12 protein-coding genes and 1 pseudogene are annotated in these 12,016 nt (G+C 60.0%); 12 read left to right on the forward strand and 1 reads right to left on the reverse strand.

Going from position 1 to position 12,016, the window contains the following annotated elements:
- Positions 1–8 precede the first annotated feature (8 nt).
- The 12 genes and pseudogenes from rnpA (at position 9) to AC2FIR_RS17260 (ending at position 11,174) form a co-directional block, all read left to right on the forward strand.
- Positions 9–435, forward strand: a pseudogene (gene rnpA / locus AC2FIR_RS17205) (ribonuclease P protein component).
- On the forward strand, positions 432–677 hold the full coding sequence (yidD, locus tag AC2FIR_RS17210; protein WP_480812536.1) for a membrane protein insertion efficiency factor YidD: 246 nt from the start codon (positions 432–434) through the stop codon (positions 675–677). Before rnpA ends, yidD begins: the two are co-directional and overlap by 4 nt.
- Before the next feature lie 70 nt (positions 678–747).
- Entirely contained in the window at positions 748–2,364 is a 1,617-nt protein-coding gene (locus AC2FIR_RS17215; protein ID WP_496744887.1) for an acyl-CoA dehydrogenase family protein, read from the forward strand.
- A 44-nt stretch (positions 2,365–2,408) separates the two neighbouring features.
- Positions 2,409–3,302 (forward strand): tRNA 2-thiocytidine(32) synthetase TtcA, encoded by an 894-nt coding sequence (gene ttcA, locus AC2FIR_RS17220; protein ID WP_496744889.1) that lies wholly within the window; start codon positions 2,409–2,411, stop codon positions 3,300–3,302.
- A gap of 70 nt (positions 3,303–3,372) precedes the next feature.
- Entirely contained in the window at positions 3,373–4,914 is a 1,542-nt protein-coding gene (locus AC2FIR_RS17225; RefSeq protein ID WP_496744890.1) for an EAL domain-containing protein, read from the forward strand.
- A gap of 126 nt (positions 4,915–5,040) precedes the next feature.
- Positions 5,041–6,870, forward strand: a complete 1,830-nt coding sequence (gene yidC, locus AC2FIR_RS17230; protein ID WP_496744892.1) for a membrane protein insertase YidC — start codon at positions 5,041–5,043, stop codon at positions 6,868–6,870.
- Positions 6,867–7,604: an MOSC domain-containing protein gene (locus AC2FIR_RS17235; RefSeq protein ID WP_496744893.1), complete on the forward strand. Its 738-nt coding sequence runs from the start codon at positions 6,867–6,869 to the stop codon at positions 7,602–7,604. Before yidC ends, AC2FIR_RS17235 begins: the two co-directional genes overlap by 4 nt.
- Entirely contained in the window at positions 7,601–8,254 is a 654-nt protein-coding gene (gene yihA, locus AC2FIR_RS17240; protein ID WP_170619183.1) for a ribosome biogenesis GTP-binding protein YihA/YsxC, read from the forward strand. The genes AC2FIR_RS17235 and yihA overlap by 4 nt, the downstream gene beginning before the upstream one ends.
- 60 nt (positions 8,255–8,314) lie before the next feature.
- Positions 8,315–9,178 (forward strand): acetylglutamate kinase, encoded by an 864-nt coding sequence (argB, locus tag AC2FIR_RS17245; RefSeq protein WP_170613723.1) that lies wholly within the window; start codon positions 8,315–8,317, stop codon positions 9,176–9,178.
- A 57-nt stretch (positions 9,179–9,235) separates the two neighbouring features.
- On the forward strand, positions 9,236–10,030 hold the full coding sequence (locus AC2FIR_RS17250) for a sterol desaturase family protein (protein WP_480812531.1): 795 nt from the start codon (positions 9,236–9,238) through the stop codon (positions 10,028–10,030).
- Positions 9,967–10,680 carry a ferredoxin gene (locus AC2FIR_RS17255; protein ID WP_496744895.1) on the forward strand — a complete coding sequence of 238 codons (714 nt, stop codon included), beginning with the start codon at positions 9,967–9,969 and terminating at the stop codon, positions 10,678–10,680. Before AC2FIR_RS17250 ends, AC2FIR_RS17255 begins: the two co-directional genes overlap by 64 nt.
- Positions 10,677–11,174, forward strand: a complete 498-nt coding sequence (locus tag AC2FIR_RS17260) for a SixA phosphatase family protein (RefSeq protein WP_496744897.1) — start codon at positions 10,677–10,679, stop codon at positions 11,172–11,174. The genes AC2FIR_RS17255 and AC2FIR_RS17260 overlap by 4 nt, the downstream gene beginning before the upstream one ends.
- A gap of 46 nt (positions 11,175–11,220) precedes the next feature.
- On the opposite strand, the gene AC2FIR_RS17265 is transcribed toward AC2FIR_RS17260, so the two are convergent.
- The gene (locus AC2FIR_RS17265) at positions 11,221–12,012 is read right to left on the reverse strand and encodes an amino acid ABC transporter ATP-binding protein (protein ID WP_170613728.1); all 792 of its coding nucleotides are present in this window, start codon (positions 12,010–12,012) and stop codon (positions 11,221–11,223) included.
- Positions 12,013–12,016 lie beyond the last annotated feature (4 nt).

Consider the following 12,016-nt stretch of genomic DNA (forward strand, 5'->3'; position numbering starts at 1 on the left):
TTATGAACATGACGCCGCCGGAGGCCCCTCGTGGATGGTAAGAACCAGCCCGGGGAAACGCCCCCGGCGGCGTCCGTTTGCGCGCCTGAAACTCTGACCGTTCTCACGAAACGATCCGATTTTCTGAAAGCCGCCCGCGCGCGCAGACAGGGCACATCCTCGATGATGGTGCAGGGCCGCAAACGCGCGCCGCACGAGGCGACCGGAATTCGCGTCGGGTTTACCTGTTCAAAGAAGGTCGGCAATGCCGTTGCCCGCAATCGCGCCAAGCGGCGTTTGCGCGAGGCCGCCCGCGCTGTGCTGCCCGTCAGTGGGCTTGATGGGTGGGACTATGTACTGGTCGGTCGCGCCGAAGTGACCGCCGCGCGCCCGTTTGACGCCCTTCTGGATGACCTCCGTTATGCGCTGCGCAAAATCCACGGTGCGCGGAAATGACCCTGTTCTCTCATGTCCTTGCCCTGCCTGTCAGGGCTTATCGGCTGGTTTTCAGCCCCTGGGTCGGGTTCAACTGCCGCTATCAGCCCACGTGTTCGGCCTATGCGCTTGAAGCATTGGAAAAACACGGTGCGATCAAGGGCGCGTGGCTGGCCGCCCGACGGATCGGCCGATGCCACCCTTGGGGCGGTGACGGCTACGACCCCGTGCCGGAAAGCCCTGACGAGCAGAGCAGAACTTAATGACCCCCGGTCAGACTTGACCCGGTTGAACCTGCGCTCAACATTCGGATCAGTCCAACCCGAGGTTCTGATGCCACCAGACGCACGCCGCACTCTGCCCACGCACACCGTCCACAACCAACCGCAAGTTCGTGGTGACATTGACCTGTGGGCCTGCGATCCGGTGCTTCGAGACACGGTGAACATGTCCGGCGCGCGCGCAGCGCCTTTGGCGGCTTTCGGCGAAACACTTGGACGTGCCGAAACACGAGAGTTGGGGCGCGAAGCCAACCGGCAGCCGCCCGAACTCCGGGTATTCGATCAGGGCGGTCGGCGTCTGGACGAGGTGCGGTTTCACCCCGCTTACCACCAGATGATGCAGGTCAGCCAGTCCGCCGGTTACGCCGCAATGGCCTGGGACGGTCAGCCGGGTGGGCACGCCACCCACGCAGCCATGGTCTACTTGGCGGGACAGGTCGAGCCGGGGCATTGTTGCCCGATGACCATGACCTATGCGGCGATCCCGGCGCTTGAGGTCGATCAGCAGATCGCCTCGGTCTGGCGCCCAAATCTCATGGCGCACAGCTATGATCCGTCGACGCGCCCGATCGACCAAAAAGCCAGCGCCACATTGGGTATGGCGATGACTGAGAAACAGGGTGGCTCGGACGTGCGCGCCAATACCACCATTGCCACCCGCGACGGCAGTCACTGGCGTCTGCGCGGTCACAAATGGTTCTGCTCGGCCCCGATGTCGGACGGCTTCCTGACGCTGGCGCAGACGCCGGGTGGGCTGACCTGTTTCCTTGTTCCCCGCTGGCTGGAGGGCGAGCGCAACGCGATCCATCTGATGCGTCTGAAGGATAAGCTGGGCAACAGATCCAACGCCTCTGCCGAAATCGAATACCACGACGCGCTGGCCTATCAGCTGGGCGACGTAGGCGCTGGCGTTCAGACCATCATCGAAATGGTGCACCACACCCGGCTGGACACTGCCATGGCTCCGGCCGGACTGATGCGTGCCGCCCTGTCCGAGGCACATCATTGGGTCAGCCACCGAACCGCGTTTCAGCGCCGTCTGATCGACCAGCCCCTGATGCGCGCCGTGCTGGCCGACCTGGCACTGGATTGGGAGAGCGCTCTAACTTTGGGGATGCGGGTTGCGAAGGCATTCGAAGGCAGGTCGCCCGAAGACAGGTCCTTTGCCCGCATCAGCGTCGCACTGGCCAAATTCCTGAACAACAAGCGCTGTCCGGTTGTCGTGGTCGAGGCGATGGAGGTGCTGGGCGGCATGGGCTATGTCGAGGATACCCCTCTGCCCCTGCTCTATCGGGAAGCCCCGCTAAACGGCATTTGGGAGGGGTCAGGCAACGTGATCTGCCTCGACATTCTGCGCACCCTGATCAGAGAACCGCTGGCCGCCGAGGTACTGCAAGCCGAGTTGGACGCCGCAAGAGGTGCAGACCGGGGCTATGACGCAGCGTTGAAGGCGCATCGCGACCGTTGGCCCGACCTGCCACCCGAGGCAGAGGCACGGTGGTTCGCCGAGCGTACAGCACTTTTGTTGGCGGCGGCGCAGTTGGTGCGACATGCCCCCGGCCCAGTTGCCGACGGCTTCATTGCCACGCGTCTGTCAGGTGAAAGCGGTCGCATCCCGGGATCGGTCACAGGATTGGACACCGACGCCCTGCTGGCGCGTCTGGGCTGACCCGCCCACTTGCCCGGTTGCCGCAACTGCTGTAGGGGCAGCCCATGTTTGACGAAGCTGACGATATCCACCCGCTTTTTGCTGGTGCGCCCTCGACCACCGAGTTCAAAAAGCTGCGCAAGCGCATCGTGCGCCAGACCCGTGAGGCCATTGAGCATTACGGGATGGTGGACCCGTCCGCCCATGACAAGGAAGGCAAACCGCCCCGCTGGCTGATTTGCCTGTCAGGCGGCAAGGACAGCTATACCCTTCTTGCGGTTCTCCACGAGTTGAAATGGCGCGGACTGCTGCCGGTCGACCTTCTGGCCTGCAATCTGGATCAGGGTCAGCCGGGTTTTCCCGCCACCGTTCTACCCGAGTTTCTGGAACGCATGGGAGTTCCTCACCGCATCGAATATCAAGACACCTATTCCGTCGTGATGGACAAGGTTCCACAGGGCCGCACCTATTGCGCGCTGTGTTCACGCCTGCGCCGTGGCAACCTGTATCGCATCGCCCGGGAAGAGGGCTGCTCGGCCGTGGTACTGGGTCATCATCGTGACGACATTCTCGAAACCTTCTTCATGAACCTCTTCCACGGCGGGCGTCTGGCCACCATGCCGCCTAAACTTGTGAATGAAGAGGGCGACCTGTTCGTTTTCCGCCCCCTCGCCCATGTGGCCGAGGCCGATTGCGCGAAATTCGCAACCGCCATGAACTATCCCATCATCCCCTGTGACCTCTGCGGCAGTCAGGACGGCTTGCAGCGCCAACAGGTGAAACAGATTCTCGATCAGTGGGAAAAGAACAGCCCCGGCCGGCGTCAGGTGATGTTCCGGGCCCTGACAAACGCGCGGCCCTCGCATCTGCTGGACCCGAAATTGTTCGATTTCGCGAATCTTTCGCTTGATCCGGGTCAAAAAAACGAAAAATCGGACGAAATTCCGCGTCTGCGTTAACGACTGACTCAGTTTGGTTTCCTACGGTTGGGCTTGCGCGCTGAGTCCAAGCTGAAGGCCGTTAGAACCAATGCGGAACCGATCAATCTTTAAACGAGTCCTCAACACGATTGTCGCGGGCCTGAACGGCCCTTCCGCACTGGCCTTCATACCGGCACTCAGCCTTGCAGCCTTCTGGATCGGCGGAGAGCAAGTGCTGTTGATCGTCGCATTGGGCTTGCCCCTGATCCATGCCGGAGCGAGCGCTGCAAATATCTGGCCTGCGATTGGGAATTCACTTCGCGACAACTCTGGCGGGATGATGCCGGAACAGGTGTTTCGTACCAGGTTGGGGAACCTGCTGGATGGCGCGAGGAAAAATATGGAAAGCTCGGCCTGTTTCGTGATTTCACTGGATGACTATGGGTCGCTGCTAGACCTGCACGGGCAGGCGGCGGCCGCCCATATCGCCGAACTGGCCTGCAGCCGGACCTTGTCCACGATCCGGTCCCAGGACATCGTGACCCGGGACGGCAGAGACAAAATCGCTTTGGGTCTTGGGGCATCTCCGCATCTTGACCTGGAATCCTGCATTCAGATGTCCGGCCGCATCCAAACTGCTATCGAAGAACCGATCATGCTGAATGGTGCCGGGCTTTGCGTCTCGTGCTCGATCGGGTTTTGCCTGATGCCTCATGACTTCGACGGTGACGCAACCGACGGGATCGAGGCGGCGAACGCCGCACTTGCCGAAGCACAAAGAAACGGCCCTTCGACCATTCGGGCTTATTCCGTCGAAACGCGCCGCCGGTCCCGGATCCGCACAAACCTGCGCAAAGATTTCGAGGCAGCGTTGGACAATGGTGAAATTCGCCCCTGGTTTCAGCCTCAAATCTCGACAGACACAGGGCGCGTCACAGGTTTTGAGGCACTGGCCCGGTGGGAGCATCCGCAAAAAGGTGTGTTGGGCCCGCAGGTGTTTCTACCCTTCGCCCAGCAGGCGGAACTGATGGAACGGCTGGGCCATGCGATGTGCCACCATGCGTTTACTGCCATGCAGGCCTGGGACCGGGCTGGCGTTGTGGTTCCTCGGATCGGTATCAATTTCTCGTCCGATGAACTCCGCGACCCGGGGCTCATGGATCGCCTGAAATGGGAACTGGACCAGTTTGACCTGACACCGGACAGGCTTGCGGTCGAAATCCTCGAAACGGTATTTGCCAAACGCCCCGATGACGTCATCACCCGCAATGTGACCGGAATGGCCGCGCTGGGATGCTGTATCGATCTGGATGATTTCGGCACCGGTCATGCCTCGATCGCGTCCATTAAGCGCTTTGATGTTTCGCGGATCAAGATCGACCGGTCCTTTGTGACAAAATCCGATCGGGATCCCGGTCAGCAACAATTGGCCAGTGCCATCCTGACGATGGCGGAACGGCTTAACCTGGAAACACTGGCCGAAGGGGTGGAAACCCCGGGCGAGCATGCCCTGATGGCGCAGCTTGGCTGCAATCATGTGCAGGGGTTCGGAATTGGCAAACCGATGCCACTCGAGCAGACGCTCGACTGGATCGCTTCGCACCGCGCAAAAGTGAACAAGGTTCCCGGGATTGGACGGCAAACCGGATGAAATCCGGGATTTTGCAAGGCGCAATCCCTTCCGGTGGCAAATTGACGGGCGATTCCACTTGACCTTTGGGGCTGCACTCTGTTGAACACCTCCGATGTGTTTCCCAGCTCAAGGTGGCTGTCCCAGATGGACGATCAGAACAAGAATCTCATCCTCGCAACTGCGCTCAGCTTTCTGGTGATCCTCGTCTGGTTCGTCCTTTTCCCACCCCCGGAACAGGCACCGACACCGGATCAGGTGGAAGTCAGCGCCTCCGAGGGCAGTAAGCTTCAGACTCCGAGCGCAGCGGGTGACACAGCCGTCGGCGATGCATCTGCTGTCACAGAAGAAGCACAAGCCGAAGCCGAGGCCCCGCGCATTCAGATCGACACGCCTCGCCTGTCTGGCAGCATGTCCCTGGCCGGCGGGCGCATCGATGAGCTGTTTCTGAAAGACTACAAGGTCTCGATCGAAGCAGGCGCCCCGATCGTCGAGCTGCTTTCGCCCGTCGGGTCCGATTCTGCCTATTACGCCTTGTATGGCTGGGCGCCCGGGGCGGGCGTTGCCGGCGCGGATGTCCCTGGGCCGAACACGCTCTGGTCGACTGAACAAGGCGACACGCTTACCGTCGACAGCCCGGTCACACTGGTCTGGGACAACGGTAAGGGCCTGATCTTCCGACGCACCGTGTCGGTTGATGAAGACTACATGTTCTCGGTCACGCAATCGGTCGAGAATACCACGCAGTCCGAAGTTGGCATGGCGCCCTATGGCATTTTGGCGCGCCACGGGATGGGTGAGGATGGTGACCTGCCGGGCCTGAAGAACTTCTTTATCCTGCACGAAGGCGTCATGGTCATGGCGGACGGCGTTCTGGACGAGATCGATTATGGCGATGTCCGCGACTTCGACATTGATCCGAATGAACGCGCGCAAGCCGAAGTCTTTCAGATCAAGGAAGGTGGCTGGGTCGGCTTTACCGATCACTACTGGATGACCACCCTGATCCCGGCTGAAGGTTCGGCCTTCAAGGCGGCGGCAAAATACGACGCGCGCCGCAAGATTTATCAAACTGAAACCGTACTGCCGACCCTGTCCGTTGCGCCCGGCGCGACCGAGGAAGTCACCACCCGCCTGTTTGCAGGCGCCAAGGAATGGGAAACCATCCGCGAGTATCAGGCGGAAGGTGTGCAGAAGTTCGTGGACAGCATCGATTGGGGCTGGTTTTACTTCCTGACCAAACCGATTTTCTGGCTGCTGCACAACATCAACGTTTTGATCGGCAATATGGGGTGGTCGATTATCGGCCTGACCCTGATCATCAAGGCGATCCTGTTCCCGCTGGCGTTCAAGTCCTACGTCTCGATGGCCAAGATGAAGGAACTTCAGCCGCAGATGGAGGCCCTGAAAGAGGCAGCCGGCGATGACCGCCAGAAGATGCAGCAGGGCATGATGGAGCTGTACAAAAAGGAAAAGGTGAACCCGGCCGCTGGCTGTTTGCCGATCCTGATGCAAATCCCGATCTTCTTCTCGCTGTATAAAGTGATCTTTGTCACCATTGAACTGCGTCAGGCCCCCTGGTTTGGCCCGTTCCAGGACCTCAGCGCGCCGGACCCGACCTCGATCTTCAACTTCTTTGGATGGCTGCCCTGGGCCGGACCGCAGCCTGATACGCTGATGGCGCTGATGTTCATCGGTATCTTGCCACTGCTGCTGGGTATCTCGATGTGGCTGCAGCAGAAACTGAACCCGGCACCAACGGATGCGACACAGGCGATGATCTTTGCCTGGATGCCGTGGGTCTTCATGTTCATGCTGGGCGGGTTTGCCAGCGGCCTGGTGGTTTACTGGATTGCGAACAACACGATCACGTTCACGCAGCAGTACCTGATCATGCGCAGCCAGGGCTACACGCCGGACGTGTTCGGCAACATCAAGTCCGGGTTCAAGCGGACCCCGAAGACGGATGACAAATGAGCGGGTCTGTCACCAGCCTCTGGCGGCATCCAATCAAAAGTCACGGGCGGGAAAGCCTGAGTGATGTAACCGTGACCCCCGGGCAGACAATGCCCGGGGATCGCGTTTGGGCCGTCGCACACGAGGCGTCAAAAGCCGATGGTTCGGAATGGGCGCCCTGTGCCAATTTCAGCCGCTGCTCCAAAGCCCCGCAACTGGCGGCCATATCGGCCCGGATGAACGGCGGCACCGTGACGCTCAACCACCCGCGGCGCCCCGAGATCAGCTTCGATCCCGACACGCAGCAGGATGATTTTCTGGACTGGGTCAAACCGCTGATGCCCGTCGACAGGGCTGCGTCGGCACGGATTATCCGGGTTCCGGGACGGGGAATGACCGACAGTGACTTCCCCTCGATCAGCCTGTGCAATATGGCCTCGCACCGGGCGGTCGAGCAGAAGCTGGGGCAGGATCTATCCCTTGTCCGCTGGCGCGGCAACATCTGGTTCGACGGGCTGCCCCTGTGGGAAGAGTTTGACTGGCTGAACCGCGACATTCGCATCGGTCAGGCCGTTCTGAGCGTTCGGGAACGTATCACGCGCTGTCTGGCCACGACCGCCAACCCGGAAACCGGCACGCGGGATGCAGACACGCTGGGCGCCCTGAACGCTTGGGATCATCAGGATTTTGGCGTCTACGCCGAAGTTATCCAGGGCGGAGATATCCGTGTCGGCGACAAGGTAGAACCGGTATGAGCACGCTTCCTTTTCCAATGGCGGACGCGCCGGATGCGATTGCGCAGGAAACCGGGCGCAAGCTGTTTGCTGGCCCGTCCGAATTCGTCAAAGGCGTGGTTGCCATGGACGGCCTGCCCGCCCCCGACCGGCTTGAGGTGTGTTTTGCGGGCCGCTCGAACGTGGGGAAATCCAGCCTGATCAACGCGCTGACCGGGACCAAGGGATTGGCGCGCGCATCGAACACGCCCGGCCGCACGCAGGAGATCAACTTTTTCACGCAAGGGCCCGACCTCTATCTGGTTGACCTGCCCGGTTACGGTTATGCCAACGCGCCGGTCAAAGTAGTCGAGAAATGGCAGCGACTGCTGAAACAGTACCTCAGCGGACGTCAAACCCTGCGCCGCGCTTTTGTATTGATCGACTCGCGCCATGGAGTAAAACCTGTGGACGACGAGATCATGAAGCTGCTGGATACCAGCGCCGTGACCTTTCAATGCGTCATGACCAAGGCCGACAAGGTCAAGGCCAAGGAGCGTGAGAAGGTGCTGGATCAGGTCCGCACCGCGCTGTCTAAACACCCTGCCGCCTACCCCGAGATTGTGCTGACCTCCTCCGAGAAAGGGGACGGAATACCGACCCTGCGCTCGATCATTGCACATCTTGAGTAGCTTCGCCCTTGGCAGCACCGTCCAAAGGCCCTAACACGGTTCGCCAGAAGGACCTAAGCCATGAAGACACGAGACATGAACCGGGACTGGATTGCCACCGCCGCCACTCTGAATAGCGCACTGCCCTACCTGCAGCGGTATGACGGCGCGATCGTCGTGATCAAACTGGGCGGTCACGCCATGGGCAGCGACGAGGCGATGGAAAGCTTTGCCCGCGATGTCGTGCTAATGCGGCAGGTCGGGGTAAACCCGGTCATCGTGCATGGTGGCGGACCCATGATCAACGCGATGCTTGATCAGTTGGACATCCAGTCGGATTTCGTGAATGGCAAGCGGGTCACCGATAAGGCCACGGTCGAAGTCGTCGAGATGGTGCTGTCTGGCCTTGTCAACAAACGGATCGTGCAGGCCATCAACCGTCAGGGCGGAACGGCGGTCGGGCTGTCCGGCAAGGACGCCAACCTGATGGTTTGCGAGCAGACGGATTCCTCGTTGGGCTTCGTCGGCACACCATCCGAGATGAATCCCAAACTGCTGCATGATCTTTTCTCGCATGATGTAATCCCCGTGATTGCGCCGCTCGGAGCAGGCAAAGACGGTGAAACCTTCAACGTGAACGGCGATACCGCTGCCGGAGCCATCGCGTCGGCCCTGAAGGCGGATCGACTGTTGCTGCTGACCGATGTATCCGGCGTCAAGAATGCAGCCGGAGAGGTGGTAACCGAACTCAAAGCCGGACAGATCCGCGAGATGACCCGCGAAGGCACGATTGCCGGCGGCATGATCCCAAAAACGGAAACCGCTCTGGACGCGCTGCACAGTGGCGTTCGGGCGGTTGTCATCCTGGATGGCCGTGCCCCAAATGCCGTATTGCTGGAATTGTTCACCGAACACGGTGCGGGCTCTCTGATCCGGCCGGACTGACGCCTATGTGAATTTCCCGGTCTTGTCTCGGGCTTTAATATGCCTGAATGTGAATATATGGAGCACGAATCCATTATTCGGCTGGGAATTTTCCTTGGGCTTTTTGCGGTTTTCGCAATTGCCGAAACATTTGCACCCAGACGTTCGCTAGATTGCTCGAAACGACGGCGCTGGCAAACCAATCTTGCCATAACGCTTCTCAACACCCTGACGCTGAGGGTTATGGCAATCTGGGTCCCGTTGCTGGCCGTTGGGGCGGCGGTGGACGCCAGTCATCACGGGATTGGGCTTTTCAACAGGACCGCCTGGCCCGGATGGCTGGAAATTCTTCTGAGCGTGCTGATTCTGGACTATGCAATCTGGCTGCAGCATCTGGTGACACACAAGGTGCCGATCCTCTGGCGGCTGCACAGGGTGCATCACGCGGACAGGGACATGGATGTAACGACCGCCGTGCGATTTCATCCCATCGAAATCGCACTGTCCATGATACTGAAAATCGCGCTGGTCTATGCATTGGGTCCCAGTGCACTTGCCGTTGTTCTGTTCGAGGTTCTGTTGAACGGAACTGCGCTGTTCAATCACTCCAACATCAAACTCCCCCTTGCCGTGGACGCGGTGTTGCGTAGGGTTCTTGTGACGCCTGACATGCACCGGGTTCACCATTCGGTGCACAGGGAAGAACATGACAGCAATTACGGCTTTGCGCTGTCAGTCTGGGATCGATTGATGGGCACCTATGTGGCGCAGCCAGGTGACGGGCATGACAGGATGAAGGTGGGACTGCAATGGCGGGACGAACAACCAACCCGGCTGGGATGGAGCCTGACACTGCCGTTTCGGCGCAAGTGACATACTCTGACGTGACAGCAGCCGCTGATCGGTCGGCCTTGGTCGTGATGGGTGCGCAGCACCCCCGGCATAGCGGCGCCAAGCAGCTGGATGGCGGCACCCTGATCCTGCTGGGTGCAGCGCAGACATTCTGGCCGGTTTTGAAGGCGTCGCCCGAATGGGCGGATGGGCTGGCGGACCCGGTCGACAGATGGTCCTTGCGGGTTGTCGGCGCGATGGCTGGCGCACTGGGTGCCACGCCATACTATCCGTTCGGCGGGCCGCCCTACACACCCTTCATCGACTGGGCGCTGAAGTCCGGGCGCACGTTTCAAAGTCCGGTTGGCGCATTGGTGCATGACACTGTTGGCATGATGATCTCGTTCCGCGGTGCGCTGCATTTTGCCGAAGAGTTCCCAATACCTGCCGCCGAAGGACCAAGCCCCTGCGCCACCTGCCATGCCCCCTGCACTTCGGCCTGCCCGGTTGGCGCTTTGTCGACCCACAGCTTTTACGACGTCGACACCTGCCATGCACATCTGACCACGCCGGAAGGCCAGACCTGCATGGCTGGCGGTTGTCTCGCGCGACTTGCCTGCCCGCTAAGTGCGGGTGCCGGGCGGCTGGCAGAACAATCTGCGCATCATATGAAGGCGTTTCACCCATCATGACCCGCACCCTGATCCTGACCCGTCACGCCAAGTCCAGTTGGGACATTCCGCTGAGCAACGACCATGATCGCCCGCTAAACAAGCGCGGGCGTAAATCAGCCCCGGCCGTCGGAAAATGGCTGTCACGGAACGCCTGGCTTCCGGATGAAGTTCTGAGTTCTTCGGCCACTCGGACCCGCGAAACCTGGGACCGGATGGGGCTGACTGCTGCCAGGACCACCTTCACCCGCGACCTGTATCTGGCCGATCCCGCTGAAATGATGAAGGTATTGCAACAGGCGACCGGACGCACCGTACTGTTGATGGGTCATAATCCCGGTATTGCCGCCTTTGCGGATCAGATTGTGAAATACCCACCGGACCATGTGCGGTTCTACGACTATCCCACCTGCGCGACGACGATTATTCGATTTGACATCAACACCTGGAGAGGCTTGCAGCGGCACAGCGGCAAGGTCCTGGGCTTCGCAATCCCGCGCGAACTTTTGAACTGAAAAAGGCGGGGCCAGACCCCGCCTTTTTCCGGATTTAATTGCAGGTTCAGTGCCCCAGAATCTGGCTGAGGAACAACTTGGTCCGCTCGCTTTTGGGGTTGTTGAAGAACTCTTCCGGTTCGTTCTGTTCCACGATCTGGCCGGCATCCATAAAGATCACGCGGTTTGCGACCTGACGGGCAAAGCCCATCTCGTGGGTCACACACAGCATGGTCATGCCTTCTTCGGCCAGCTCGATCATGGTGTCGAGCACCTCTTTGATCATCTCGGGGTCCAGCGCCGATGTTGGTTCATCGAACAACATGATCCGAGGCATCATGCACAACGAGCGGGCAATCGCCACACGCTGCTGCTGTCCACCGGACAGCTGGCCGGGATACTTGTCGGCCTGTTCCGGAATCTTGACCTTTTCCAGGAAATGCATCGCGCGCTCTTCAGCCTCTTTCTTGGGCGTCTTGCGCACCCAGATCGGGGCCAGCGTGCAGTTTTCCAGAATGGTCAGGTGCGGGAACAGGTTGAAGTGCTGAAACACCATGCCAACCTCGGACCGGATCTTGTCGATGTTCTTGAGGTCATTCGACAGAACGGTTCCATCCACAACGATCTTGCCCTGCTGGTGTTCCTCCAGCGCGTTCAGGCAGCGGATCAGGGTGGATTTGCCCGACCCCGAAGGCCCCGCGATCACGATCCGCTCGCCCTGATTGACGGTCAGATTGATGTCGCGCAGCACGTGGAAAGCCCCGTACCATTTGTTCATGTTGGTGATTTCGATGGCGACCTCGTCGCTCACCTGCATTTTCGAGCGATCGATTTCACGGTCAATTGCAAGTTCAGACATGTGT

The sequence above is a fragment of the Ruegeria sp. CDSB136 genome (assembly GCF_059610965.1).